General features: G+C 48.9%; 22 protein-coding genes and 3 pseudogenes. 9 read left to right on the top strand and 16 right to left on the bottom strand.

What is annotated here, in order from left to right; genetic code table 11:
- Window positions 1-130 precede the first annotated feature (130 nt).
- Window positions 131-1342, top strand: a complete 1212-nt coding sequence (locus tag H8S80_RS09615) for an ammonium transporter (protein WP_117630666.1) — start codon at window positions 131-133, stop codon at window positions 1340-1342.
- 99 nt (window positions 1343-1441) lie between these two features.
- On the opposite strand, the gene H8S80_RS09610 is transcribed toward H8S80_RS09615, so the two are convergent.
- Entirely contained in the window at window positions 1442-2026 is a 585-nt protein-coding gene (locus H8S80_RS09610; RefSeq protein WP_002604752.1) for a GTP pyrophosphokinase, read from the bottom strand.
- 167 nt (window positions 2027-2193) lie between these two features.
- Window positions 2194-2937, bottom strand: coding sequence for a YesL family protein (locus tag H8S80_RS09605; protein ID WP_117630665.1), 744 nt, complete (start codon window positions 2935-2937; stop codon window positions 2194-2196).
- 265 nt (window positions 2938-3202) lie between these two features.
- Here H8S80_RS09605 and H8S80_RS09600 point away from each other — a divergent pair, with 265 nt between their 5' ends.
- Complete coding sequence (locus tag H8S80_RS09600; protein ID WP_002604754.1) at window positions 3203-3904, top strand: hypothetical protein; 702 nt, start codon at window positions 3203-3205, stop codon at window positions 3902-3904.
- Here the strand turns inward: H8S80_RS09600 and H8S80_RS09595 are convergent.
- From H8S80_RS09595 to H8S80_RS09580, 4 genes are all read right to left on the bottom strand, one after another.
- Entirely contained in the window at window positions 3840-4649 is an 810-nt protein-coding gene (locus tag H8S80_RS09595) for a GNAT family N-acetyltransferase (RefSeq protein WP_117630664.1), read from the bottom strand. The two genes, H8S80_RS09600 and H8S80_RS09595, sit on opposite strands and share 65 nt — an antisense overlap.
- 47 nt (window positions 4650-4696) lie before the next feature.
- Window positions 4697-5215 (bottom strand): peptidylprolyl isomerase, encoded by a 519-nt coding sequence (locus H8S80_RS09590; RefSeq protein WP_002604756.1) that lies wholly within the window; start codon window positions 5213-5215, stop codon window positions 4697-4699.
- A gap of 538 nt (window positions 5216-5753) precedes the next feature.
- The gene (locus H8S80_RS09585; protein WP_029467267.1) at window positions 5754-7136 is read right to left on the bottom strand and encodes an alanine/glycine:cation symporter family protein; all 1383 of its coding nucleotides are present in this window, start codon (window positions 7134-7136) and stop codon (window positions 5754-5756) included.
- 51 nt (window positions 7137-7187) lie between these two features.
- A complete protein-coding gene (locus tag H8S80_RS09580; RefSeq protein ID WP_117630663.1) occupies window positions 7188-7910 on the bottom strand; it encodes a polysaccharide deacetylase family protein in 723 nt (240 codons plus the stop codon).
- Window positions 7911-8278: 368 nt separating this feature from the next.
- Between H8S80_RS09580 and H8S80_RS35075 the strand changes: the two are divergent.
- Window positions 8279-9244, top strand: a pseudogene (locus tag H8S80_RS35075) (zinc dependent phospholipase C family protein); the annotation flags it as partial.
- Here the strand turns inward: H8S80_RS35075 and H8S80_RS34805 are convergent.
- Window positions 9150-9347, bottom strand: a pseudogene (locus H8S80_RS34805) (DUF6783 domain-containing protein); the annotation flags it as partial. The pseudogenes H8S80_RS35075 and H8S80_RS34805 overlap by 95 nt on opposite strands.
- On the opposite strand from H8S80_RS34805, the pseudogene H8S80_RS34800 reads away from it, so the two are divergent.
- Both H8S80_RS34800 and H8S80_RS09565 read left to right on the top strand, forming a co-directional pair.
- A pseudogene (locus H8S80_RS34800) lies at window positions 9264-9854 on the top strand (DUF6783 domain-containing protein). The pseudogenes H8S80_RS34805 and H8S80_RS34800 sit on opposite strands and share 84 nt — an antisense overlap.
- A gap of 423 nt (window positions 9855-10277) precedes the next feature.
- Window positions 10278-11855, top strand: coding sequence for a BCCT family transporter (locus tag H8S80_RS09565; protein WP_117630660.1), 1578 nt, complete (start codon window positions 10278-10280; stop codon window positions 11853-11855).
- Here the strand turns inward: H8S80_RS09565 and H8S80_RS09560 are convergent.
- The 7 genes from H8S80_RS09560 to rfbC all read right to left on the bottom strand — a co-directional run bounded on the left by H8S80_RS09560 (window position 11852) and on the right by rfbC (window position 18152).
- A complete protein-coding gene (locus H8S80_RS09560) occupies window positions 11852-12091 on the bottom strand; it encodes a helix-turn-helix domain-containing protein (RefSeq protein ID WP_025529472.1) in 240 nt (79 codons plus the stop codon). The two genes, H8S80_RS09565 and H8S80_RS09560, sit on opposite strands and share 4 nt — an antisense overlap.
- Before the next feature lie 116 nt (window positions 12092-12207).
- On the bottom strand, window positions 12208-13047 hold the full coding sequence (locus tag H8S80_RS09555; protein WP_029467262.1) for a LicD family protein: 840 nt from the start codon (window positions 13045-13047) through the stop codon (window positions 12208-12210).
- A gap of 102 nt (window positions 13048-13149) precedes the next feature.
- Window positions 13150-14496: a lipopolysaccharide biosynthesis protein RfbH gene (gene rfbH, locus H8S80_RS09550; RefSeq protein WP_117630659.1), complete on the bottom strand. Its 1347-nt coding sequence runs from the start codon at window positions 14494-14496 to the stop codon at window positions 13150-13152.
- Window positions 14489-15583, bottom strand: a complete 1095-nt coding sequence (gene rfbG / locus H8S80_RS09545; RefSeq protein WP_181987878.1) for a CDP-glucose 4,6-dehydratase — start codon at window positions 15581-15583, stop codon at window positions 14489-14491. Before rfbG ends, rfbH begins: the two co-directional genes overlap by 8 nt.
- 20 nt (window positions 15584-15603) lie before the next feature.
- Window positions 15604-16380 (bottom strand): glucose-1-phosphate cytidylyltransferase, encoded by a 777-nt coding sequence (gene rfbF / locus H8S80_RS09540; RefSeq protein ID WP_025529473.1) that lies wholly within the window; start codon window positions 16378-16380, stop codon window positions 15604-15606.
- A 248-nt stretch (window positions 16381-16628) separates the two neighbouring features.
- Window positions 16629-17414, bottom strand: coding sequence for a glycosyltransferase family 2 protein (locus H8S80_RS09535; RefSeq protein WP_412300458.1), 786 nt, complete (start codon window positions 17412-17414; stop codon window positions 16629-16631).
- A gap of 102 nt (window positions 17415-17516) precedes the next feature.
- Complete coding sequence (rfbC, locus tag H8S80_RS09530; protein ID WP_117630657.1) at window positions 17517-18152, bottom strand: dTDP-4-dehydrorhamnose 3,5-epimerase; 636 nt, start codon at window positions 18150-18152, stop codon at window positions 17517-17519.
- Window positions 18153-18434: 282 nt separating this feature from the next.
- Between rfbC and H8S80_RS09525 the strand changes: the two genes are divergently transcribed.
- The gene (locus tag H8S80_RS09525) at window positions 18435-19316 is read left to right on the top strand and encodes a Cof-type HAD-IIB family hydrolase (RefSeq protein ID WP_117630656.1); all 882 of its coding nucleotides are present in this window, start codon (window positions 18435-18437) and stop codon (window positions 19314-19316) included.
- A 171-nt stretch (window positions 19317-19487) separates the two neighbouring features.
- On the opposite strand, the gene H8S80_RS09520 is transcribed toward H8S80_RS09525, so the two are convergent.
- Both H8S80_RS09520 and H8S80_RS09515 read right to left on the bottom strand, forming a co-directional pair.
- Window positions 19488-20231, bottom strand: a complete 744-nt coding sequence (locus H8S80_RS09520) for a response regulator transcription factor (RefSeq protein ID WP_117630655.1) — start codon at window positions 20229-20231, stop codon at window positions 19488-19490.
- An 11-nt stretch (window positions 20232-20242) separates the two neighbouring features.
- Entirely contained in the window at window positions 20243-21556 is a 1314-nt protein-coding gene (locus H8S80_RS09515) for a sensor histidine kinase (protein ID WP_117630654.1), read from the bottom strand.
- A gap of 192 nt (window positions 21557-21748) precedes the next feature.
- Between H8S80_RS09515 and H8S80_RS09510 the strand changes: the two genes are divergently transcribed.
- The 3 genes from H8S80_RS09510 (at window position 21749) to H8S80_RS09500 (ending at window position 26052) form a co-directional block, all read left to right on the top strand.
- Window positions 21749-22171, top strand: coding sequence for an accessory gene regulator B family protein (locus tag H8S80_RS09510; RefSeq protein ID WP_117630653.1), 423 nt, complete (start codon window positions 21749-21751; stop codon window positions 22169-22171).
- 489 nt (window positions 22172-22660) lie between these two features.
- The gene (locus tag H8S80_RS09505; protein ID WP_117630652.1) at window positions 22661-24148 is read left to right on the top strand and encodes an SWIM zinc finger family protein; all 1488 of its coding nucleotides are present in this window, start codon (window positions 22661-22663) and stop codon (window positions 24146-24148) included.
- Between the two features lie 17 nt (window positions 24149-24165).
- A complete protein-coding gene (locus tag H8S80_RS09500) occupies window positions 24166-26052 on the top strand; it encodes a hypothetical protein (protein WP_117630651.1) in 1887 nt (628 codons plus the stop codon).
- Window positions 26053-26062: the final 10 nt, after the last annotated feature.

Below are 26062 nucleotides of genomic sequence, written 5' to 3'. Positions count from 1 at the left end.
ATACAGAATCCAATATATAAATTATCAAAGGGGATAATTGCTTACCGGCCGGTAAGCGGTTATCCCCTTCCTGCATCCATTCCCGGGATTCTGGCGGCGTTTACCAAAACAGTTCAGGAGGAATAAAATTATGGAAGAAACAACCTTATTGATGAATATTATGTGGACCATGCTCGGCGCTTTTCTCGTCTATTTCATGCAGGCAGGCTTTGCCATGGTCGAAACGGGCTTCACCAGGGCAAAAAACGCGGGAAACATCTGTATGAAGAATATGATGGACTTCGTTCTCGGCTCCCTCTTTTTCTTCATTCTCGGCTTCCCTCTCATGTTCGGAAAGAATATCGCCGGCATCATCGGCGGATCCGGTTTTCTAAATCCCTATTCCCTGGCGGATGCAAACGGGATGATCAACGGACTCCCCATCGGCGTATTCATGATATTCCATACGGTGTTCTGTGCCACTGCCGCGACCATCGTCTCCGGCGCCATGGCGGAACGGACGAAATTCTCTTCGTACCTCGTCTATTCGGCAGCGATCAGTATCTTCATCTATCCGGTGACCGGCCATTGGATCTGGGGCGGCGGATGGCTGGCCGAGATAGGCTTTCACGATTTTGCCGGTTCCACGGCCGTACACATGGTTGGCGGCGTATGTGCATTTGTCGGAGCAAAAATCGTCGGTCCCCGGCTTGGGAAATACAACAGTGACGGGACACCGAACGCAATTCCCGGCCATAACATTCCCCTGGGCTTCCTGGGCGTGTTCATCCTCTGGTTCTGCTGGTTCGGATTCAACTGCGGTTCCACCACCGCCGCCTCCACCTCCCTGGGAGATATCGCCATAACTACGAATCTGGCGGCTGCCGCCTCCACTCTCGTTACCCTTTTATTCACCTGGGCCCGTTACGGCAAGCCCGATGTCTCCATGACTCTGAACGGAGCGCTGGCCGGTCTCGTGGCCATCACCGCCGGCTGCGATGTCGTCACTCCCTATGAGGCCATCATCATCGGCGTCATCGCCGGATTTGTCGTCGTACTGGCCATCGAGTTCATCGACAAGGTGGTCCGTGTGGATGATCCGGTAGGCGCCATAGGCGTACATGGCTGCTGCGGTCTGGTGGGAACTCTGCTGACCGGTGTATTCGGCGAAGGATGCAGCTTCGTCACACAGCTGACCGGAGTCGTATCCGTGCTTGTGTACGCGGCGGTGCTGGCATTCCTTATCTTCACCGTGATCCGCCTGACCATCGGCCTGCGGGTATCCGATCAGGAACAGCTGGACGGACTGGATATGCATGAGCACGGCATGACCGCATACTCCGGATTCCGGATCGATAAATAATAATGCTTTCCCTCATATTATCTATATACTTCATAACCCCCGCCGGCAGTACACCGCCGGCGGGGGTTATGACTGTGAACTTAAGTCCTGGGACTCACCTTATAAGTACGCTTCCATCTCTTCTTCCATGTTCTTTAAATATTCTGCATACTCCTTGAATTCCTGAGCCGCCTTCTCTTCCAGCTTCTGGCTGCCTTTATAGCAGATGCGGTGTTCCATGCTCGCCCACAAGTCCATGGACATGGTCCGAAGCTGTATCTCCACGGGATAATACTCCATGCCGTCCGTGTGATAGACGGGGACGCCGAACACGATGTGATAGCTTCTGTAGCCGTTAGGCTTGGGATTGCTGATGTAGTCACACTCCTTGATCACTACGATATCGGTCTGTTTCTTAAGCAAAGACACCACAGCGTAAATATCACGCACAAAATAGCAGATTACGCGGATTCCCGAAATATCAGTCAGGCAGTCCCTGGCGGATTCCACGTCGCTCTCGTAGCCTCTGCGGATCAGTTTCTGTTCTATGCTTTCTTTCTTTTTAACTCTGTCCTGCACATGGTGAATGGGATAATTCTGGTATTTGCGCCGGTAATCGTCATTCAACACTTCGACGCGGACGCGAATGTTCTTCAGCGCGTCCTCATAAGGCTGGATAAACACAACATACTCCTCTTCCGTCATATGCCACCTCCCGGATTTTTCAAAACCAACCATACTGGGGATTATTATACCTCATTTTTGTGTCCATCCCATGTCCAAATTCTAAAAAAAGCGTTGTGCTTTCTGAACTTTTTCTGATCAGAATCACAACGCTTTCTTCTATATAATATAGCCGGTCTTATCAACGATTACCGTTCTGTCGGCTCTTCTTTCTTAACTTCATCCTCTTTTACCGTTCCCACTGCCTTTAAGGCCTCTTCCTCATCGGCAAAGATCGGTCTCATATCGCCGTCTTCACGATCTTCCTTTGGCATATACTTCTGAAGGATCGGAGATAAGATATAGGAGTTGATAAAAGCAAGAAGCGGGAATCCAAAGAGCACGCCAAACATCATGATCTGCGGAATCATCACCATCGCCACAACCACAGCCACATCGATGACGATGATCGCGATTGTCTGGAATAAATGACGGATGGACATGAAAAACGCATTGAAAAACGTTCTCTTAATGGTATTATAAAATCTGGACTGAAGCGGGAATATGTAGGTTATAATCGCCAGATAAATAATGGACATCGCAAGGAAAATCGTTACCATGACTGTCTTAAACTGCTGGGACATGTTAAACCCGCCCCTTGTAAAGAACAGCATGTCAAAGCCCAGAATAAGGCCCACAGCCAGCATGATCAGCCAGATAATAGTCGCCTGCTTGAAGTTCTCCTTAAAGGACTTAAAAAAGGACCGGATCGTGTATCCGTCATCATTCCTCGCAAGCTTCAGCGTTACGTAATATACAGCGGTCGTCGACGCCCCGATTGTAAAAATGGGAATACTGCACACGAACCACAGAACGTTCAGTATGATCAGATCTCCAAACTTCCCGATAAAACGCCAGACAGGATTATCATAATTAAAAAAACCAGACAGCATAAGTCGTACCCCTTCTCTTTCCTTTGAGTGTGTCCGGTGGAAATGAGTATACAGACACGCTCTAGTAGCATTACAAAGTATTATAGCGAATCCTGTCCCAAAAAGCAAACATTCTTCTTTATTTCATGAAAATTTCACAATTATTATGCCGGGGTTGTGGTATAATGTGGTATACAATGAGCAATCGCCTGGGCCTTCGGCCCGCCGCTCAACCGGAACCGGTGGAATCCGGGCCGACTAATTCACGAAAGAGGTTTGACTATCCATGACACCTTATGAAAATGTTACTTTTAAAGAACGGCTGCATGAGGAAGCCGCCAAGCTTAAAGAGATGTCTTTCAGAGACAAATTCTGGTATATCTGGGAATACTATAAGTTTCCTATCATCGGGGTTGTGATTGCGGTTTTTCTGGTGGGTTCCATCGGAGGCGCCATGTACAACAACCGGTTCGACACCGCGCTGAGCTGTGCCGTCCTGAACAGCCGCTATGACAGTGAGGCGCTGACCGTGGACCAGTATTTCAACGAGGGCTTCCGCGCCTTTATCGGACTCGACGAAAATACGAAGATCGATGTGGACTATTCCATGTCCCCTTCTTTTGATGAATCGGCCATGAACGAATACTCCTACGCGGAGCTGGCAAAGCTGACCGCCATGATCTCCAGCAAGGGGCTGGACGTCATGATCGGACGCCCGGATGTCATTGACCATTACGGAGAGATGGACGGATTTCTCAATCTGGAAGAAGCCCTCCCGGCGGATTTATACGAGCAGGTAAAGGATTACCTCTATCCGGTCACCAATGCTGAGACCGGCCAGGAAGCGTTCTGCGGCATCCGCATCGGAGATACCTCCTTTGGCGAGAAGACAGGCCTGATCCTGGAAGATCCGGTCCTCACCATTATGAGCAACTCGCCTCATACAGATACAGCAATCCAGCTGATTCGCTATATCTTTGAGCAGTAAGACGAAAGCCAAGTGATTCGGCCAGGCGTATGGAGGCCGTATTTCCTTCCTCAATGACCGCGCAGATACAGCCGGTCAGCCGGCCGGTACCATAATTTAAGATTTCCCTGCACGCCTCCTTCGCATAGCCGGAGCGCCGCCAGGGAGTGAAGATGTGATATCCCAGTTCCAGCGGGGTATCCTCTTTTTTTTGCGGCGGAGAAGCTTCTGCCTGCTGGGACTCTGTTTGTTGTATTTCTGCCTGCCGGAACTCTGTTTGTTGTATTTCCACATTCAGGAATTCTGCGGTTGGCTGAAAAAGCCCGGCCTTTCCGATCACGGTCATACTCTCCTTTTCCACCACCGCCCAGATTCCGTATTCAAAGAACCGGTACTGGCTGTCGATATATGCGGTCAGTTTCTCTCTTCTGTGAAAAATCTCATCACCGGGTCCCACATCTTCCTGAATCATGTGCGCGGCATCCTCCGCCGTGAATTCCCGGATCACCAGCCGCTCCGTCTCTGCGATGATCCAGGGCATATGAAGCCTTCTTCTCACCACCCGCTCCAGAAACTCCTCATCGGCATCCTCCGCGCATTCCACAACGTATTCCGCAGGGGCAAGGCTCTGGCCGCTTCTGTTTTTATCCCATAAACCAATGATGGCCCCGCCAGCCGCATACGCGGCCGACAGGACCTCCTGTTCACTGGAAATGGTGACAGTATACGGCGTACCACTGATGAATACGGTTCGTTTCTCTGTCATACAATCATCCTCTGTCTTAATCTGTACTTCTTATTAGTACTTCCTAATTAGCATTTCTCCGGTTCCGGATACTCTGTGCCGAAGGTCTCCACTGTCATGGATTTGATCTTCTGCTCTTTCATCGGGCGGTCGTTGTAATCTGTGCGCACATCGGCAATCTTATTCACAATGTCCATGCCCTCGGTAATCTTGCCGAATGCCGCGTAGGAACCGTCCAGATGTGGGGAAACCTTGTGCATAATAAAGAACTGGGAACCTGCGGAGTTCGGGTTCATGGCTCTGGCCATGGACAGCACGCCCTCGGTGTGCTTAAACGCATTGGTAAATCCATTCTGGCTGAACTCACCCTTAATGGAATATCCCGGGCCTCCCATTCCGTTTCCGTCCGGGCAGCCGCCCTGGATCATAAAGCCGTTAATGACTCTGTGGAAAATCAGTCCGTCATAAAAACCTTTTTTTACCAGACTTATAAAATTATTTACTGTGTTCGGAGCAATCTCAGGATAGAGCTCGGCCTTCATGACATCGCCATTTTCCATGGTTATTGTTACAACCGGATTATTCATATTATTACTTCCTTTCTCTGTACCATGCATTCTGTACAACCTGAAAGTATTTTACCAAATCTGCCCCGGCTTTTCAAGACGGAAGACAGTATTTCGATTCTTTTCGGCGCAGTACAGGCCGTGCCAGGCTTTTGTTCACATTTTGTTTAAATTTCATTCAAAAACCTTTTACATAAATAACATGATTTCTTCATGATTCGTGGATATACTTTAATTGTAAACAAATAAATAGCTTATAAGATTTTTTTCATAATACTCGAGCTGATAATTTATTATCAGCTCTCCTCCCTTTTTCAAACAAAATAAACGATTCAGCCCTCTAGTGTTACAATTGGAGGGCTGAATTATTAAAAACAAGTCTGACTTCAGTGACGGATATATATCCCACTGACAAAAGCTCAGGACTATTTGGCAATAAGATAAAAAGTGGTAAATTTATTGTATCATTTTAAGTGATATATAAGTTCGAAATGTGGATTGAAATAAACAAATATAGAGCCTCTCCGCTGCGGAGAGGCTCTTTTCGGCTGCTGCCATATCAGTTTTTTCCGGTCTGTATTTCCCCCTCTTTTCCCTTGGGAAAGGTTACTTCCTTCATCAAAAAGATTAAAGCCGCAATATTGGGCAGCGCCATCAGGCCATTCCAGATATCGGACAGCTCCCACACCGTTTCCAGTCTGGCCACACAGCCTAAGAACACCGCGCCCAGATAGAGGAACGTATACGCCTTTCCCCGCAGAATCCGAGAGAGAAGCAGGAAATGGCCGTGCTCCTTCAGCCGTTCGGCCAGATAGCCCGACGCCTGCCGTCCCAGATAGTACCAGGCGATAATGGTGGCAAATGCGAACAGCATCATCGCTGCCGACACGAGGTACTCTCCCAGGCCGCCCAGCCGTTTGGAAAAACAGTAGGCCGTAAGGGCCGCTCCATCGTATCCGGAGCCTGCCGCGTCTCCGCCGGTCATACAGAGGATGACAAGAGCCGTCATGGTGCAGATCAAAATGGTATCGAAGAACACTTCGAACATGGCCCACATGCCCTGCTGCTCCGGCGTCGTCTCCTCAGCCGCTCCATGCAGAACAGCCATGCTGCCCAGTCCGGCCTCATTGGAGAACACGCCTCTGGACATGCCATACTGAAGGCTCTTGGAGATTCCATATCCCGCAGCCCCGGATACAGCCGCTCCAGGCTTCAGCGCATCGTGAAAAATCGAAGCGAAAATAGCGGGGATCTGGTCGTAGCACGACATGATGACCACCATGGAAAACAGCATGTAAATCCCGGCTGAAATGGGAACCAGCCGTTCGGAAACCATGGCGATCCTGCCGATTCCGCCAAAAATCACGAGAAAGACGATGCCGGTCAGGATTACTCCCACCACCTCCGGGCGGCTTCCAAACGTATATTGGAAGGTTTCCGCAATGGAATTGGACTGCACCATACTCCCCATGCCCAGAGACACCATGACACAGAAGAAGCTGTACAGCATTCCCAGCCACGGCATATGCATTCCGCGCTCCAGGTAAACCATGGGACCGCAGATCCATTTGCCCTTCTTATCCCGGTAACGGTAGCGGATACCAAGCATGGTCTCCGCATAGCCTGTCATCATGCCGATGGCGGCGGACACCCACATCCAAAAGAGTGCTCCCGGCCCCCCTGCGGTGAGCGCGGTCGCCACTCCCACGATATTTCCGGTACCGATGGTAGCCGCCAGTGCCGTACAGGCCGTCTGAAACTTTGTCACGGCACCTTCCTCTTCCAGTTCCTCTTCCCGTATGCTTCCGATGGTCATCTTCCACCAGTACGGCAGCCTTCTGATCTGGAAAAAACCGGACTTCACCGTATAAATAATGCCGATCCCCAGAAACAGGACCAGCAGCCATGGCCCCCAGACAAGCTCATGAATTCTATGTATCATCGATGCCGCTCCAATTTGCTTTTATTAAGACTTATTCGGAGAGACAACGTTCTATGCATGGTACAGGCTGTCGGTTACATCGGACAGCAGTACCTCACAATTTGTCCCGTAAAAAATATCATCCCGGCCGCTCATCATCCGGCAGAATTCCTCGAATTTCCCCCAGGTGTCATGGTAGTCAAACTCGTAGCTGTGCCCCCAGATATAGTATATCTGCGGCGTATCTGGCTGTAATTTCAGGAACGCCTCTCCCAGCTCTGTCATCCGGTCAAACTCGATATGATAAACGGACGGCTGAAACCGGTGCAGGTCCTGCTGCACATCAAAGCGGCAGCAGGAGGTGATGGTCCTGGCATATTTCATGGCCGTGTGATTCCTTATGACTGACGCCACCCGCTCGTCGTTGTTGATCCCGCCGCCAGGGTAGGCCATCCCCACAACCGCCTTTCCGGTAAGACGCTCCAGGTTTATCCGGTCCTCCTCCACCTGACGGATGATCTCCGGCTCTTCCAGCTCCGTCAAATGCGGATGGGTCAGTGTATGCACAGCCACCTCGTGATTCCTGTAAAGCTCACCGACCTCCTCCGGCCGGATCTTATTGTGATTTACCCACATATTTTCCCGCCACAGGGTACCGGGTTTTCCCAGCAGTTCGGAATTAATGTTGAAGGTCGCCTTTAACCCGTAGCGGTCAAACAGCTCCACCAGCCGCCGGTCCTGCGTCACGCCATCATCGTAGCTGAAGGTCAGTGCCTTCATTTTTCCATGAAACATGGTCTCACACCCCTTTCTCTTATATCGTCTCCGCTGCTTCCTGCTCTGTATCTAATACAGTATGGATTCGCTCAAAAGTAATATTATCACAATACTGCAGAGTGAGCACCTGTTTCCCGCGATTTCTTCCGCTTCCCAGGCAGAGATCACGGAATATAAGAATAAAAAATAAACAGGAATAAAATTTCCATTAAAAATCACACTATATATTACACCATGCGAGGCGGGATGTGGTATAATGTGCGTATAGGGCAGGGCGGCCGGAACGTCTGCGTTTCGGCTTCTCTGCCCGGGATCGTCAGTCCCTTTGATTCGCTCACCGGTTATCACTGGCTGTCCCCCAAAATACTCCATCAAGAGGTGATCAAATGCCCGGATTTACCACCCATTATCTACTCGGCGTCAAAGCATACAATGATCTTCCGAACAACCAGTTAAGAAGAATTATCTCCAAGTACCGCTGGCTTTATCAGTTAGGGCTGCAGGGTCCCGATATGTTTTTCTATAACATTCCGATCCTGCGCCACCGCGACTACCGAAACGTAGGTTCCTACATGCACGAGAACCACGTGAGCACCTTTTTCGCCGTATGCTTAAACCATCTGGCCACCATCGAGTCGAAGCAGCAGCGCGAGCAGGCCATCTCCTACTTAAGCGGCTATTTCTGTCACTACGTTGCGGATTCCATCTGCCATCCCTACGTGTATGGGCGGATCGAATACGACATTAAGAATTCCGGCAATTATTACCATGGCCTTCACGCCACGCTGGAGAATGACATCGACGCCCTTCTTCTTATGAAATACAAAAAGAAAAAGCCGTCCCAGTTTAACCAGGCGGCCACGATCTGTTTAAACGGACTGGAAACGCAGTTTATCTCCGGTTTCCTCTCGTCCTGCATCAATGAAGCCTACTATCCGATCAACTACCGGAACAATTTCCGCGTAACGCCCCGGATGGTATCCCGCTCCATTCTGGCCATGCGCATCGGATGCCGCACACTGGCCGATCCCAGGAGCCGCAAAAGAAACAGCATCGCCGTGGTGGAAAATCTGCTTTTGAAGAATCCCATCGCTTCCAAAAAGCTGGTAACCGACATACCGCCGGATCCGGTCAGAGCCATGAACTTAGATCACGAGACCTGGTGTAATCCATGGGATAAACGTCTGGCTTCCCAGGCATCGTTCCCGGATCTCTTCCACCAGTCCATGCGGAAATGCAGCGACGTATTCTACTTATTTAATGAAGAGCTGATATCAACCACCCCGCTCTCTCATCAGGACCATGGAGCGCTGTTAAAGGAACTGGGCAACTACTCCTACCACAGCGGCCTGGCAGTATCTTAGAGCGCGTTTGAAAATTGCTTTCCGTCAGCTGTGCGTCACACTTTGTGAGAGATTTGACCCCGATGAAGGAGGCGTAGTGGGCTACGCTGACTGAATTGGGGGCAAATATGCCGCGAAGTGGGGCGGGCAGATGGCGGGAATGAATTTTCAAACACGCTCTGGGATTCTCAGAATGTTAAAAGGTGCAGACGCGAATAGGGAATTCGCTGCTGCACCTTTTGTTTCTCGTATCTGCGCGGTCTCGGTAAATCGATTATTCCTGGCTTTCCTCACCGCTGTCTTCCACTTCTTCGCCCATGTCCTCTTCTGCAGACGTCGGCTCCATAACCTTCGCGCCTTCTACCGGCACAATAGCCTCGTTGGAACCGGCCGGGATCGTCATATTCACCAGCCATACGGACTTATCCGTCATCATGCCGTCCGGCATAACAATAAGATTAAGCGTATAGTCCTGGAAGAATCCGCCATAGGAATCCTCGGTAGAGGTCTCAATGGAGAAGTCCTGTACTGCTGCCTCATCGTTGATCGTTCTCACAACCGCATTCGCAAAGGCCACGGCCTCCTCCGGGGTGGCTCCCGCGTTCATCATCAGCGTTAAATCGATGGTCTTCTTATCCGGATCCACGCTGTAATTGACGCTCACCGCCTTCGGGTAATCCTCGTTATTTAAGTACTCCTCATCCAGATCATCTCCGATCTGTCCCCAGTCCAGCCCAATCCCTTCCTGAGTTTCAAATACCGGCTCCGCAGGCCCTCCTGTCACAATATTGCTTTTGGTACAGCCAGCCAGCAGCATCGCCGTAATTCCACATATAATTAACACTTTTTTCTTCATGATCAATTTCAGTCCTCCTTTTTTCTGCACGAGGCTATTATATCGGATGCGGCTTCATTTTTGTAGTGGTTTTGGAAAAAAGTCAGAAAATCTTCACAATTAATTCTTGCATTTTCTGGATAACCATGGTATCATGTTCAATATCAAATTTATTTTTACTTTTTTGAACATTTAGGAGGTACTATCATGGACCAGAATGAAAAAAAATACTTGATGAAGAAGCTGGACTGGGTTACGACCATCGTCCCGTTCGTCTGTGTTCTTATACTCTGTCTTTTATTTATGGTGTTCCCGCAGAAATCGACTGATACGCTTTCGTCGATCCGTTTCTTCCTCGGCAATGAATTCGGCAGCTACTACTTACTGATCGGACTCGGCGTCTTTCTCTGCTCACTCTACATGGCATTTTCCAGATACGGAAAGATTAAGCTGGGAAATATAGAGAAGCCGCAGTACTCCAATTTCAAATGGGGAACCATGATGTTTACGGCAGGCCTTGCGGCCGACATTCTCTTCTACTCGCTCTGCGAGTGGGTGCTCTATGCCAATGAACCGCACATTGCAGACATGGGGACATTTCAGGACTGGGCCTCCACCTACCCCCTCTTCCATTGGGGTCCGATTCCCTGGAGTTTTTATATGGTGCTGGCCGTGGCTTTCGGCTTCATGCTTCACGTCAGGAAGCGCACCAAGCAGAAGTATTCTGAGGCCTGCCGCCCGATCCTCGGAAAACACGTGGATGGGATCGGGGGAAAAGTCATCGACCTGATTGCCGTATTCGCGCTGCTGGCAGGAACGGCTACCACATTTTCCCTGGCCACTCCGCTGCTCTCCATGGCGATCAGCCGCGTGACCGGGATCCCGGAATCTAACATGCTGACAATTGTTATCCTTATCATCATCTGTGTCGTCTACACCATCACCGTTTATTTCGGTATGAAGGGCATCGCCAAGCTGGCGGCCTCCTGTACCTGGCTCTTCTTCGGCCTGCTGCTCTACGTGCTGATCGGCGGCGGAGAGGCCCGCTATACCATTGAGACGGGAGTTACGGCTATCGGCAACATGGTGCAGAATTTCATCGGCATGTCCACATGGACCGACGCGCTGCGCACCTCGTCTTTCCCGCAGAACTGGACCATCTTCTACTGGGCTTACTGGATGGTGTGGTGCGTAGCCACCCCGTTCTTTATCGGTACCATCAGCAAGGGACGCACCATCCGCCAGACGGTGCTCGGCGGATACTGCTTCGGACTGTCGGGAACATTTACCTCCTTTATCATACTCGGCAACTACAGCCTGGCGCTGCAGACGAAGGGACATCTGGATGTCATGGGCATCTACGCAGCCACCGGGGATTTATATCAGACTATCATGGCCATCTTCGAGACGCTTCCGCTGGCGAAGCTGGGGCTTATCCTGCTGGCTGTAACCATGATCGCCTTTTATGCCACCTCCTTCGATGCCCTTACCATGGTAGCTTCGTCCTATTCCTACAAGGAACTGCCGTCCGACGCCCAGCCTGATAAGCACGTGAAGCTGTTCTGGGCCATACTGCTGATGCTGTTCCCCATTGCCCTCATTTTCTCAGAGAACTCGATGGCAAATCTGCAGACCGTATCCATCATCGCGGCATTCCCCATCGGAATCATTATTCTGTTGATACTCTTCAGCTTCTTTAAGGATGCGAGGGAATATTTAGACCGCTGCGAAGGCGGAGAGACACCTGGAGATGAAATCGAAAAAGAAAAGACCAGGGCGAATTAATCGTCCTGGTCCAGATCATTGAATATATCGGAATCAAAGAATTCGCGGATGGTCATTCCAAAACCATCGGCGATTTTTTTAATGTTGCAGATTCCGGGGTTCTTGCTCTTTCCATTCATAATACTCTTAAAGGTTGATGGCGGCATCCCTGCCTGAAAGGTCAGAGAATATCCCGTCAGACGCTTCTGCCTGCATAGCTGCTCAATCCTCTTACTGGTTGCTTCACATATCGTCATGACCGAATCCCTCCTTTTTTCTTTAGTGTAACTAAAAAAATTGTAGAATTCGGTCGATATAATGTCCGATTGGAAATATTTTCCAGCAATCTATACGCTTAGTAGACATTAAGTAATCAATCCATGATTTTTATTTTCATGCTGGAGTGAGAGGGTATCTGTTCCTCTTTCGGCGGCGGGGTCATATAATCCCCGTAGACCCAGGTCAAAACCTCATGCCATCCCTTGGGCGCCATGAGCAAGGTGTCCTCGAACGGCAGATCCACCGTCTCCTCGCACCACTCCTTCTGAAGCGTCACATACAGGTAATCCGGCTGGTAGTTGCTGTAATAGCGCAGGGGGCTCTTTCCTTTTCTGTCCTTCACCGCTGCCATATGCTGCAGCTTTCTGATGACGCTCATGGGAATCAGCCTGCCCACGGTGGACAGTATCCACACGCAGATTCTTCCCATCACGCCATACTTTCCGAAGTCCAGCTTATAGCGGTGTCCCATGGCCAGTCCGTAAATCGCCGTGTGCAGAAACAGAGTCCAGGTGGATGCCGCCTTGTTGGCGGGAAGCTCGTCAATTGTAAATAAATCCACCCAAAGGTGATTCAGCTTGCCTCCGTAATACTGCATCTCCTCCGTATCCTCATGCATCTGGCTCTTCTCATAGATAATCCTGGCCGTAAAATCGAAAAATGCCTTCCCGTCCCGCAGATCCTTCGGCTCCACCAACGTCATTCCCTCCGGCAGTTCTCTTTTAACCACCTTCAAAAATGCGTCGTAATTCGGCCTGGTGAACGCCACGTCCGCATCATCATCCCACGGAATGAAGCCCTTATGGCGCACCGCACCCAAGAGAGTTCCCGCATCCAGAACATACTTTATCCTGTATTTCCGGCAAATCCGGTCAATTTCCTTCAAAATAGCCAGGTTTGCCTCATGGACTTTTTTAAGATCGTAATTCTCCATTTGGTTTCCTTCTCCCCATGCTCAGTACTGCATTGTGCAAATACCAGTGAATGCAGCACTGAAACGTCTTAATATGAATCCCCACGTCCGGGCTTCTTTCGTTTAGCTGTTTTTCTTTACTGCTTCTATAATGGTCTCGGCCATATAATCAATCATCGCATCCGTCATTCCCGGATAGACTCCGATCCAGAACGTATCGGCCATAATCCGGTCGGTGTTCTTTAACTCTCCGACGATCCGGTATCCGGTCTTTTCCGCACGCATCTCGTCGAAGCACGGATGCTTTGTCAAATTGCCCGCAAACAGCATCCTCGTCTGCACACCGTGCGACTCTACATACTGCACGATTCCGTTCCGGTCCACGCCTTCCCGGCAGGTAATAAGAAAACCGAACCAGCTTGGCTTTGAATTCGGGCACGGCTCCGGAAGGATCAGCTGCTCTTCCACCGCTGAAAGCGCGGCACGAAGCCGGTCAAAATTATGGCGGCGGCGTTCCACAAAGGTCGGGAACTTCTTGAGCTGGGCACATCCAATGGCAGCCTGCATGTCTGTCGCCTTTAAGTTGTACCCAAAGTGTGAGTAAACGTACTTATGATCGTACCCCAATGGAAGCTCGCCAAACTGCCGGTCGAAACGGTGACCGCACATGTTGTCTCTTCCCGATGGGCAGACGCAGTCACGGCCCCAGTCACGGAAGGACCGGATGATCTTGTTCAGCATCGGGTTATTCGTGTAAACGGCGCCTCCCTCTCCCATCGTCATATGGTGAGGCGGGTAGAAGCTGGAGGTACCGATATCTCCAATGGTGCCTGACAGCCGCTCCTGTCCGTCTATGGTGTATCTCGTTCCAAGTGCGTCGCAGTTGTCTTCCACCAGCCACAGATTATGGCGGTCACAGAATGCTTTCACCGCCGCCAGATCGAAGGAATTCCCGAGGGTATGGGCAATCATTACGGCTTTGGTCTTCTCGGAGCAGGCCTCCTCCAGCATCGTCACATCGATATTATACTGCGGAATCGTCACATCCACGAATACCGGCACAGCGCCGTACTGGATGAGCGGCGTCACCGTGGTCGGAAAACCGGCGGCCACTGTAATAACCTCATCACCGCGCTTCACCCGGCGTTCGCCAAGAAGCGGAGACGTCAGTGTCATAAAGGCCACAAGGTTCGCGGAAGAACCGGAATTCACCAGAGAACAGTACTTCACACCCAGATATCCGGCCAGCTCCTTTTCAAATTCATCCGTATACCGGCCGGAAGTCAGCCAGAACTCCAGGGAACTGTCTACCAGATTCACCATCTCATTTCTGTCATACACGCGGGACGCGTAGGGAATCCTGTCTCCCGCCTTAAATGGCTCCTTTTTATTATGGTAGGTATCGCAGTAAGCTCCCACCATGTCCAGGATCTGCTGTCTCGCTTCCTGTTCTGTCTTATTTTCAAACATGGTATCTTTCCTCTCTAAAAAATTCTTTTATCTGCCTGTCCATCACAGCCAGCATATCTTCACCTGCCAGATAGTCCTTTGTCCACTCCACCGTTTTCTCCACGGCCTCTTTCACGCCGTAGCGGGGGCTCCAGCCAAAGGTTTTTTTAATCTTGGAGCAGTCCAGCTTCAGGAAATTGGCCTCATGAGGGCCTCCGTCATACCGGTTCACCCACGTGATGCCGCCGCCCCAGGCAGCCGTAAATAAATCCGCCAGTTCACCGGTGGTCACGCAGTCCCTGTCGTCCGGGCCCACATTATAGTATCCCTGAAAGTTCAGATCTTCATACTGTTTCATGGCGATCGCCATATAAATCGCCAGCGGCTCCAGCACCAGCTGGTATGGCCGCGTGGAATATGGATTTCTGACTACGATCTCTCTGCCGGCCGTCGCCGCGCGGATACAGTCGGGAATGATCCTGTCGTTGGCAAAATCACCTCCGCCGATGACATTCCCCGCCCGGGATGTAGACACCGCCGTATGGCCGTCCGCAAAAAATGACTTCGCGTAGCTGTGTGTCACCAGCTCGGAACAGGATTTGCTGTTGGAGTAGGGGTCAAATCCATCTAAGGGATCGCATTCCCGGTAGCCGTATTCCCATTCTCTGTTTTCATATACCTTGTCCGTGGTCACATTTAAAAATGACTTCACACACGGATTCTTCCGGATACACTCCAGCACGTGAACCGTGCCCATCACATTCGTCTCGTACGTATATACGGGATCTTTATAGGAATCCCGCACGATGGGCTGTGCCGCCAGATGAAACACCAGCTCCGGCTGTGTTCTCTCAAACACCTCCATCAGATGGGGCAGATCCCGGATATCCCCGATCACCGAATCCATGGTGTTATGAAGCCCTGCGACGTAAAAGAGGCTGGGGTCTGTCGGCGGCTCCAAAGAGTATCCCGTCACCGCTGCCCCTGCTTCCTCAAGCATCCGGACGAGCCAGGAGCCCTTAAAACCGGTGTGTCCTGTGACCAGTACTTTTTTTCCTTTATAAAATGTGCAGAATTCCTGCCACATTTCCTTTGTCCATTCTGTCATATGAATTCCATTCTCCTGTATCAGTTTTCCCAGATCTTCCAGGGTGCCGCGCCTGTCTGCCATAAGGCCTCCAGTTTCTGCATCTCACGCTGCGTATCCATGCACTGCCAGAACCCGGTGTGATGGAAACTCATCAGCTGTCCCTCTGCGGCCAGACGCTGCAGCGGTTCTTTCTCAAATACGGTGGTGTCATCCTCCAGATAGGAGAATATGTCCGGATTCAGGACCATGAAACCGCCGTTGATGAGGCTGGCATCCTTCTCATCCTTCTCGCGGAAGGAACGTACCGCGTTGTCGTCGCTGATGTCCAGAACTCCCTTCATCTGTGCGATGTTCACCGTCGTCATGGTGGCCGTCTTTCCATGCTCCTGATGGAACTTCACGAGGGCATTCAAATCCACGGTGCACACGCCGTCGCCGTACGTCATCATAAATGGCTCATCGCCGATATACGGCTGAATCCGCTTGATTCTTCCGCCTGTCATCGTGTTTAAGCCCGTGTCTACCAGAGTTACCTTCCATGGTTCAGAATAGTTATTATGAACCTCCATCTTATTATTGGCAAGATCGAAGGTCACATCCGATGTGTGAAGGAAGTAGTCCGCAAAAAACTCCTTCACCACATACTGTTTATATCCAAGGCAGATCACAAAATCATGAAAACCAAATTCGGAATAGTATTTCATAATATGCCATAAAATCGGCCTGCCCCCGATCTCGATCATGGGCTTCGGCTTTAAATGGCTTTCTTCGCTGATTCTGGTTCCTAATCCACCGGCCAGCAGTACTACTTTCATCTGTATATCCTCCTTGTTATGAGCACTTAGCGGACGTCTTTTGGCCGCTTCCGTGCGATACATGTCATCTCCACTTAGTTATTCATTGCTATTGCTCATATCGTAACAGTTCAGACGGCTCATCTTCTTGACCGGAAAAGCCGGTCAAGAAGCATCGGATATTCATCCGATGTAAAAATTAGTGCCAATACGGTCTTATAAGCAAGCTTAACGCCCGCCTTTGCACTGATTTTACGCCGTCTGAACTGTTACTCATATTCCTCATATGCTCTGCGGTAATAATGCATGAGAAGCTTCACAACCGGCTTAGGCCACATCTTTGCAAACATCTCCGCTTCCTCCCGCGCCCGGCTGTTGTCCTTAATACAGGCCTTCGTTGTGGCCTCCTCGTGGACCCGGTAATACATTAACGGCCGTTCTATGCAGATAAAGCGGCCGCCTCGCTCCGCCAGCTTCCACAGCGTGTCCCAGTCCAACGCGAACTGGTACGGCGAATCAAAGAGCGGTTCTCCCAGAAGTTCCTTGTTGTACGTACATGCCGGACAGCAGATGGAGTTTCCGAACAGCAGCACGCTCCTCTTGACAGCCCGCAGGTGGCTGAGCAGACGGAGCCGCAGCGGCAGCCGCAGAAAACGCTTGATGAACTCTACTTTTTCAAACTTTACAAGCGTATCCTTCTTCACCACCGTATACCCGCCGGTAAACAGCGTCATATCGGGATACCGCTTCCAGGACTCCAGAAGCAGCTTTACATAATCCTTCTGATACATATCGTCCTGATGTGCAATGGTCACGAAACGGGAATCTGCCATGTGGTACGCAAAATTCCAGTCATCCATGATCCTGCTCTTTCCTTCGCGCACATGAACGGGAATGCCGTACTTGTCCGCCATATCCATAATATAGGGGCTGGGTGTGGAAGTACAGAGAATAATATCCGTCGGCACGCTCTGCCCCTTCAGGGAACGGATACACGCCTCTAAATATGGAGAATCGCGGTATGCGCAGACTGCAAATGTATGTGGCTTCATTATATTTTACTCTTTCTATGCGTGGTTTTCTGCCTCACTAAGTGTTCCTAGTATACCATAAACATCCTCAAACAATCTACCCTATTCATTATTTTGAAAGAATTTCTAAATCCTGCCACGACTCGTCTCATCCATTACATTTGCATGGACCGTCGCCTCCATTGTTTTCCGGTTCTTTTTCGGCTTCAAAGCGCTTCCTTCACCAAAAGCCGGATGACGGCTGTCCCGTTCCGAGGTTAGAATCGTCATGTCCTTCGGAATGGGCCACCGGATTCCAATGGTTTCATCATTCCACGGAATGCCGCTCTCATCCTCCGGATGGTAATAATCGGACAGCTTATAAGAAAAAACAGCAGTATCTGAAAGCACCAGAAAGCCATGTGCAAAGCCTTCCGGTACATACAGCATGTTCTTCTTTACTGCGGAAAGTACGGTACCAAACCACTGGCCATACGTCCTGGATCCGTCTCTGATATCGACCACTGCGTCAAACACCTCTCCGCTCACGACACAGACCAGCTTTCCCTGTTGATAGTTTTTTTGAAAATGCATCCCTCTGAGCGTCCCCTTCGCAGACATGGATAAATTGTCCTGCACAAATACCATGTCCAGCCCCGCATCCCGGAAGCTGCCTGCATGGTATGCCTCAAGGTTATATCCTCTCTCATCCGAGAACACCTGAGGCTCCACGAGATAAAGCCCTTCTATGTTCCCGCACTGCTCAAACTTAAAACCGCCCATTCCTTTTCCTCCTGATTTTTACATAGCCAGGCTTATACTCAGCTAACCCTTTATGTGGCTAACCATTTACTCTGCTAACTGGAGTATACAGGGTGACGTCAGGTCACGGTCAAGCACTATTTTTTACTTTCGTTCACGGCCCTGCCGGCCTCTGAATTGTAATCTGTTTTTTCTATGGCTGCGGCCAGAACCAGTTTCTTCATTGACGAATATCTCTTTTTAGTATAAGCTATGGAAAGGAATCTTATTTATCACCATTTACCAATAAAGGAGCATGTACCAATGAGCATTCGACTGATTGCCTCCGATATGGATGGCACCCTTCTTGACCCATATACTAATATTTCTCAGGCCAACATCGACGCGATTCACCGTCTGTCCGACTATGGCGTGGAATTTTTAATCTGCAGCGGCCGTGACCACCACGACGCAAAAGGAATGATGGACAGCTGCGGCATTACCTGTGGCTATATCTGTTTGAGCGGGGCCGTCATTTATGACCAGGCCGGAACACAAATGGCGAATCTTCCACTGAACAAACAGAATTTAAAGGATATCAGCCACGTTTTCGGAGAGTTCGGGGCTGCTATGGATGTTCTGACCTCTCATGGCCGCTACTCCACTGCCGATCCGGAGAGAAAAATCCTGGAGCTTTACGACTTTTTAAATGGCCGTGCCCCATTTTCGGGAGAAATTCCCGACGAAATCCGGGCTGCCGCCAAAGAGCGCATGGACACCATGACCTTCGTCCGGGACTTGGGTGAAATTCCCGCAGATGCGGATATCTACAAAATCTGTGGGAACGACTTGGACTGCGATCTGGTAATCCGCATGAAAGAGGCATTTACCAACTACCCGGATTTAGCTGCCGCCTCCTCATTTCCCAATAATATCGAACTGACCAACACTGCCGCACAGAAGGGCAACGCATTGAAGACCTACGCTGCGGCAAAGGGAATCTCCCTGAATGACGTCATGGTTCTCGGCGACAGCGACAATGACATCTCCATGTTTACTCCGGAATTCGGCTGGACCGTGGCTATGGACAATTCCATGGACTGTATCCGTAAAAGGGCCAAATATGTAACGAAATCCAACGCCGAAGACGGCGTGGCATGGGCTATTCGGAAGTATGTGTTTGGGGAAGAGGAAGGGAATTTATAGAGAAACTTGAAAATTATTCTCTGCGGCTGTCATTTATGGCGTTAATTCCAGCCTTACCATTCTGTTTCAGCTGTTCGCAGGAGCGTTGGCAGAATTATTTGATAAAAAGACTGCGGTGATATATATCGGACAGGGATTTGGAACGTGTGCGGGCGGACTGTCTCAAGAATATTACCCCAGTTCTTTTATACGGCGCTGAATCTCTCCAGCCATACGAAATGACACGTCACAAAACGCACCGTTTTTCATTTGCACTTTTCTTTCCCCCGGTAAATAAATCTCCATATTTTTAATATTAATAATTGCGGATCGGCTGCAATAGCAAAAATAACGGTTCAGACGAGTTTTTATTTCTTTTAAAGTTCCTGACAGCCGCCTTACTCCATTCCAGGTGTATATGACAATCGTATGGGAATTATGACCACAGGTAATAAACAGTATATCATCTTGATTCATAAGGATAGAATCCGGACCGTCTTTTATGACCAGCGCTCTGTTTCCGGCCTGTAAATGCCTGTAATAATTGGCATGAGCAGCCTCCAGACAGGAACAGATTTTCTTCTCAAATTGGTCTGGTTCATCCTTCAAGATAAAATCCATAGCCTCTACCTTAAGTTTAAATGTCAACGGCGCCATCTCATCATGAGTTGTAATAAACACAATATATCCCCGTGGATCATGCTTTCGTATTTTTACTGCAAGTTCCAGACCATTCATGTCTGCATTCAAATCAATGTCAATAAAATAAAGTCCCACACACTCTGATTTTTCCAGGAATGCAAGCAAGACTAAGGGATCTTTCGTCCAGCAAAACAGTTCCATATCCATATTGTGTATCATGAGATACTTTTCAATCCTATTCTTCCAGCAATCTAACTGAACCTGGTCATCCTCACACAGATAAATATTTATCATAACCTCTCTCCTTAATTACAGCGTGTTATCATCAGTCTCTGCGAAAACCATGGTTTTTCATAAACAGTATCCCATACAACATTCGAATATCCGGTCAAAAGCTTTTCGGCATTAAACAACCCTATTCCACGATTTTCCCCTTTTCCTGAAATCCCTTGCTGATTAAGCTCGTAAATACTCACAGTAAGCGGCTTTGAAGTATTTTGTATGATAACCTTCAGTACATCGTCTGTATATACCATACAAAATCTAAGACCTTTTTCATCCGTTTCCAGTGCGGCTTCAATCGCATTATCTAAAAAAATCCCCAATACTCTTGCCAGGTCCAGGGAATCTATAAAAAGCTCCCCGACAGGTTCTTTCACTTCAATATCTGTATGAATTCCAAGTTCCATACTATAAATTAATTTTGATGAAACCAGGCTCTTCAGCTCCGTATTCTCAATCCTGCTTAACGACTCCAGTTTTGTATCTGATGCTGCAAGTCCGTGCCTGGCAGACAAAATTTTGTTAAAATAATATTCCTTCAGACCCGGCAGATCGCCTTCTTTTATGAACAGCTCTAACGTTGTGAGGATATTTAAGTAATCGTGTTTAAACCTGCGCATGGCTCCATAAGATTCTTCTATTTTTTTAGTGTAAAGCTGTAAATTTTCAAATTGAGCCAATTGACTTTTCTTTTGCTGAATTTGCAATGCTTTTTCATAAATTTCGAGCAGCAAAAAAACTGTGAGCAAAAACAGCGAAAGAAATATAATTCCGCTTAAAGCAATGACACCATAGCTATATCCCAGAGCCCCACCGTATGAGATATTCAAAATAAAAAGTGATGTAAGCACGACCAGATAGGCAAACAATCCTGACATCAATCTGCGTTCGTGAAGCAATTCATTTTCTTTCAGCCTTAAATGCAGAAAATTTCCCAATAGCTTTGTTGTTACACCACAGAAGATACAGTAAAAAACCGAAAATCCAATCGCCAGTTTCTCATGAGAAAACCAATTTTCTGTACTCACGTGAAAAACTGAATTAAACGCCCATTGGAACAAATAGTTGAAGGCTACCGCATATAAATATCCGGTAAGCGAACAGATGAGACACAAAAGATCACCGTGGGTAAAAACGGTAAGTAACAGCATAATACCCGTTATGCTTACAAGAGATATCATCTGTCCAATATATTGTTCTAAAAAACATGAGACCAGCAAAATATATGCAAATATTATGATTTTTTGTCCCAAAAGCAATTTATTTGGTAATAAAAACATGCAGGCAATATAGCAGCACAGGCTTCCGCAAATCAAATAAAATGAATATACCAACATAATATGCCACCTCCCTTTTTTTTATTTTATTCCCTCGCCATGAAAAAGTAAAGATGATAAGTTATCTGATATTTTATTAATTTTCACTGTTTTTAGATCCAATTTACGTTCATGCAGAATTTTGCAACGTTTACTGCAAAAACTTTTTTTAAACTAAATTTTTTCTATACTGTTACTTAAGAGGTGATACCAATGAATATTTCCGAATTATTATCAGCAATTTGTCAAAGGCTGAATCATATCAATCAAAAAACACCAGAAGAAAACGTCATTATAGAATATGGCATGACACTCTTTCTGGAAAATGTATCAAAGCTATTATTAATCTTGGCGATTGGTTTTTTGATTGGAGAAGGTAAGGAGTCTTTTATTATCCTGTTTACATTCTGTATGTTTCGTTTGCAGGCAGGTGGAAGGCATGCCAAAAATAATATCGGTTGTACATTAAGCATGCTTTTTATACGGATAGTAATTATGCGACAGCGATTGACAGCGTTACCACCACTGCATATGCAAAGGACTATAAGGACTAGGTTATATGAACAAAAAAATCATAATAAACAATTTGGGATTTATATTCATATTTGCTGCAATGATTATTGGAGAAAGAATTAAGACCCATGCTTCCTGGTTTAATATAGTAAAGTCTCAATTCGGAACATATGTTTTAATTATTTTGATTGCAATAGTTGTTGAGTCTTTAATAATAATTTTTAGAGATTAGTGCAGAGACGAGCCAAACCTTTAATTCCGGTAAAACTCACCATACAACAGTAACTTTAGCCTGGAGTAAGGCGTAAATGAAGTTCCCGCATTATTTTTTATGGATGGTTCGAAGTTTTATCATGCCTCCGGAAGTACAATGGCTGATAACCTGGATGAACTTTTTATTCAGTATAAGTCTCTTTTAAAAGCAAATAAATCGTAAATCTTAAAATTACACTAAATTCTCTGGAAGCTGCACGAACGCTTCCGGGAAATTTTTTGTTAAAAAACCGCCATATATGTGCTATACTCTTATCATAGCAATCTGATTCGTGAAAATATTATCAGTCAAATTCCCACGCGGGAATGAAAGAATGTACCAATCAGGAGGACCGCATCATGAAGCATCTGACCGAACAACAGATCGCAGCCATGGCGCCGAACGCGAGTGCTGTGGCCAATGCAAAGAAGATTGTAAAGAGCGGCGGATTTACACACCTGGCCCGCTCCGCCGACGACACCTTTTACATGGGAGACTGCAGGGGAAGCGGAAGTTCCGTTTACAGCGTATCCGTCGATTTCATAGATGAAGCAGCGCCTGTCTGCCGCTGCAGCTGTCCCAGCCGTCAGTTTCCCTGTAAACATGGCCTGGCTCTGATGCTTAAGCTTTTGGAAGATGAGCCGTGGGAAACTTGTGAGATTCCGCAGACCATCCTCGACAAACGCGCCAGGAAAGAGGCCCGCGAGGAGAAAAAAGAAGAGAAAGGCCGCACGGACGGTGAGGCAAAGAAGTCCACGAAAGCTTCAAAACCAGCGAGTCTTGCAGCCCGCACAAAGAAACTGAAAAAACAGCTGGACGGCCTCGCCATGGCGGAATCCATGGTAAATGAACTTCTGGACGCCGGACTTGCCACATTAAAAGGCAGTTCCTTAAAGACGTATCAGGATCTGGCAAAGCAGCTGGGTGACTACTATCTGCCCGGCCCGGAACGCCTGATCCGCACGCTCATTCTGCAAATGCAGGATTTGGAAAAGGCAGGCGTGGAAAACGGCATTCGGGAAAGAGGTATCGCTGAATCCGCCGGAACGCTGGTACGGCTGCGCGCATTGATCCGGAAATCCAGAGCATGGCTGACCGAGAAGCTGGAACAGGGAAATGTGGAAGACGAGAACAGCGTCCTTTACGAGGAACTTGGCGGAATCTGGACACTTGACCGTTTAAATGAACTGGGCTTAAAGAAGGAGAACGCTCGTCTCCTGCAGCTTTCCTTCCAGGAATCCTGCGACATGGCCCGAAAAGAACTGGTAGACCAGGGCTGGTGGATCGACTTAGACAGCGGAGAGCTCTCCGTCACCTGTCATTACCGCCCGCTGAAGGCATTAAAATATGTAAAGGAAGAAGACTCAGTATCCGACATGGTGCGGGTTCCCTGCCTCTCCTACTATCCGGGTACGGGAAACCGCCGGATTCGCTGGGACCGTCAGGAATTCGAACCGGTCACCAGTACCGTTATGAGTGAAGTCCGGGCCCATGCTTGTGCATCCGTCAAAGAAGCGGTTAAGGCTGCCAAAAATGAACTGAAAAATACACTCTCCTCCGGACGGTACGGCTGTCTGCTTTCTTATGCTCTGATTGGTCATAGTACCGAAGAAGTTACTGATGAGACCACCTTGGGACTGATGGACCACGACAATACTACCATCCGGCTGGCGGACCGCCCCGGCGACCAGCCAGGTGTGTTCAGACTTACCCAGCTTCCCGATCCCGGGTTTTTAGAAAATCAGGTACTTTTCGGTGTCTTATGGTACAGCACAGAACTTCATGCCATTTGTCTGCACCCGTATGCGGTCATCACAGATCAGACTGTCGTACGTCTGCTTTATTAATATGGGGAGGAACAATTATGGAACTTCAGACATTATATGATCTTCAGGAACGGCTGGAAGCCGCGGCGGCGGCAGGCGTCCGGCTTGCCGGAGAAGACTTTCGATTGAAAAGAGCCGTAGACAGCATCGCCCCTCTGGCCGACGCATCTCCGGTAATTAAAAAGCTTTATCTGATGGCCGCCCAGACCATCGCCCCGGACTGCAAAGACAGGGCGGGGACCCTGCTCGATACGCTGGCGCTCTCCGAAGCCATTCTCTGCACGCAGGCCGGGTGCGGCGTTCCCGGCACGCTCGTTCCTTTGGAGCTGGCCGTGCGGCCATTCTCCCCCTGCCAGCCCTTCCGGGCAGTAAAACCTCTTCTGGAGGCCCTCACAGGCACAGGAGGCGGGAGATATGCCGTCATTTCAGAAGCGCTTCAAAACACACCGGAGCTTTTTGACGATTACCGTGTACAGGCCGCCATGGTTCCCGCCCTGTCTGACCGCTACAACGAGATTGCGGCTCTGGCGGAGGACTGGCTCTCCCATCAGGGTGAAAGCTTCCTCCCTCTCTTGAAACAGGGTTTTGAAGAGTGCAGTGACGGAGGCCGGGTACGCCGTCTTCGTGTCATCGAGGCGATCTCCGGAGAGAAGGAAAATGATTTCTACATAAGCCTGCTGGATTGGGCAAAAAAGGATTTGAGGGAGGAGGCTGTATCCGCACTCCGTTTCGACAAGAGGAATTCCGGCCTGCTTCTCGACCTTTTAAAGACAGAAAAAGGCAGCAGCCTCGAGGTGACCCGACAGGTTCTGGTTCTTATGGATACCGCAGAGTCAGAACAGTATTTAGAAACACTTCTGGACAGCACTCCCTGGGAGGCCATGAAATATTTAAATTTTTCACGCTCCGACCACCTTTCGGCCCGCCTTGGAGCATTGGCCCATACCTTCTTTGATGAGCTTGACCTCGGTTTCGAAAATAAGGCGAAGGAGCACTTAGAGCTTCTCCTCGAGGCCCTGACCGGCAAAGCGGACTCTTCCGTCCTGGCTCTGTATGAACGTGCAGCCGCAGCCGATTGGAATAAGAAGAGCTATTATGGAAGATTCCCGGAGCTTTTATCGAGATCCATCGCCCGCAGCCTCGATGAGCGGCTCATAACCTGCGCCCGCACGCTGGCCGAAACACACGGAAAAGCCTGGTATCCCGCTTCGCTGACAGCAGATCTGCTGACCATGCCTGCAAAAACGGTTTACGACCAGTATCGGGAACGTTTCCCTAAGACCAGTATTCTTGGCATCGGGAAAGAGGAGAAAAGCCGTGCCACCACTGCTCTGATGACAGTGTTCGGTCAGATCAATTACGTGGAACGCTCCGGGCGCCACGAGTATTTCATTCCCCTGAGAGAAGGCGGCGGACGGCAGCGTCTCATAAAGCTTCAGCGGCCGCTGAAAGAAAACTTAGATCCCCGATGGTTTGAATTCTTTACCGGCAGTATGGTTCCAGTCCGGGAGGGCATAAGCTGCGTTGCCGAAAATGGAACGCCGCAAAAGCTGGACAGCGATCATCTGCTTGCCAAGATGGCTGCTCCCGAGGTTCGGCCTCTTCTCGGAACCCATCTCTATAAAAAGGCTCTTATTGTGTCCGATAACCGTTTCCTCTACAAGCTGCTTCTCCAGTGTGGCTGGACCGACTTTAAAGGACTGGTGCCCCGCTACGTTGAAAAAAATGGGGATTCGGGCATCAACTTCTGGCGTATCAGACAGATGATCGACCTGCTTCCCATGACGGAAGAAGAAAAACAGCAGGAATTTCGGGAAATCGACAATTTTATATGCACGTATCCCATGAAGAGCCCCATACGTAAAAACTGGGATTCCAGCAGTATGATGAGAAAAATGATTGATGAGGCAGCCGGTATTATATAGCACCTGGGAG

Source organism: Hungatella sp. L36 (genome assembly GCF_014288035.1).
The sequence above is the reverse complement of the archived record's forward strand: the minus strand, read 5'-3'. Positions and strand labels throughout refer to the sequence as shown.

What these genes read in the sequence shown, in the direction of transcription:
- H8S80_RS09615 (WP_117630666.1), top strand. Translation starts at nt 131, where the DNA reads ATGGAAGAAACAACCTTATTGATGAATATTATGTGGACCATGCTCGGC.
- H8S80_RS09610 (WP_002604752.1), bottom strand. Translation starts at nt 2,026, where the DNA reads ATGACGGAAGAGGAGTATGTTGTGTTTATCCAGCCTTATGAGGACGCG.
- H8S80_RS09605 (WP_117630665.1), bottom strand. Translation starts at nt 2,937, where the DNA reads ATGCTGTCTGGTTTTTTTAATTATGATAATCCTGTCTGGCGTTTTATC.
- H8S80_RS09600 (WP_002604754.1), top strand. Translation starts at nt 3,203, where the DNA reads ATGACACCTTATGAAAATGTTACTTTTAAAGAACGGCTGCATGAGGAA.
- H8S80_RS09595 (WP_117630664.1), bottom strand. Translation starts at nt 4,649, where the DNA reads ATGACAGAGAAACGAACCGTATTCATCAGTGGTACGCCGTATACTGTC.
- H8S80_RS09590 (WP_002604756.1), bottom strand. Translation starts at nt 5,215, where the DNA reads ATGAATAATCCGGTTGTAACAATAACCATGGAAAATGGCGATGTCATG.
- H8S80_RS09585 (WP_029467267.1), bottom strand. Translation starts at nt 7,136, where the DNA reads ATGATACATAGAATTCATGAGCTTGTCTGGGGGCCATGGCTGCTGGTC.
- H8S80_RS09580 (WP_117630663.1), bottom strand. Translation starts at nt 7,910, where the DNA reads ATGTTTCATGGAAAAATGAAGGCACTGACCTTCAGCTACGATGATGGC.
- H8S80_RS09565 (WP_117630660.1), top strand. Translation starts at nt 10,278, where the DNA reads ATGGACCAGAATGAAAAAAAATACTTGATGAAGAAGCTGGACTGGGTT.
- H8S80_RS09560 (WP_025529472.1), bottom strand. Translation starts at nt 12,091, where the DNA reads ATGACGATATGTGAAGCAACCAGTAAGAGGATTGAGCAGCTATGCAGG.
- H8S80_RS09555 (WP_029467262.1), bottom strand. Translation starts at nt 13,047, where the DNA reads ATGGAGAATTACGATCTTAAAAAAGTCCATGAGGCAAACCTGGCTATT.
- rfbH (WP_117630659.1), bottom strand. Translation starts at nt 14,496, where the DNA reads ATGTTTGAAAATAAGACAGAACAGGAAGCGAGACAGCAGATCCTGGAC.
- rfbG (WP_181987878.1), bottom strand. Translation starts at nt 15,583, where the DNA reads ATGACAGAATGGACAAAGGAAATGTGGCAGGAATTCTGCACATTTTAT.
- rfbF (WP_025529473.1), bottom strand. Translation starts at nt 16,380, where the DNA reads ATGAAAGTAGTACTGCTGGCCGGTGGATTAGGAACCAGAATCAGCGAA.
- rfbC (WP_117630657.1), bottom strand. Translation starts at nt 18,152, where the DNA reads ATGGGCGGTTTTAAGTTTGAGCAGTGCGGGAACATAGAAGGGCTTTAT.
- H8S80_RS09525 (WP_117630656.1), top strand. Translation starts at nt 18,435, where the DNA reads ATGAGCATTCGACTGATTGCCTCCGATATGGATGGCACCCTTCTTGAC.
- H8S80_RS09520 (WP_117630655.1), bottom strand. Translation starts at nt 20,231, where the DNA reads ATGATAAATATTTATCTGTGTGAGGATGACCAGGTTCAGTTAGATTGC.
- H8S80_RS09515 (WP_117630654.1), bottom strand. Translation starts at nt 21,556, where the DNA reads ATGTTGGTATATTCATTTTATTTGATTTGCGGAAGCCTGTGCTGCTAT.
- H8S80_RS09510 (WP_117630653.1), top strand. Translation starts at nt 21,749, where the DNA reads ATGAATATTTCCGAATTATTATCAGCAATTTGTCAAAGGCTGAATCAT.
- H8S80_RS09505 (WP_117630652.1), top strand. Translation starts at nt 22,661, where the DNA reads ATGAAGCATCTGACCGAACAACAGATCGCAGCCATGGCGCCGAACGCG.
- H8S80_RS09500 (WP_117630651.1), top strand. Translation starts at nt 24,166, where the DNA reads ATGGAACTTCAGACATTATATGATCTTCAGGAACGGCTGGAAGCCGCG.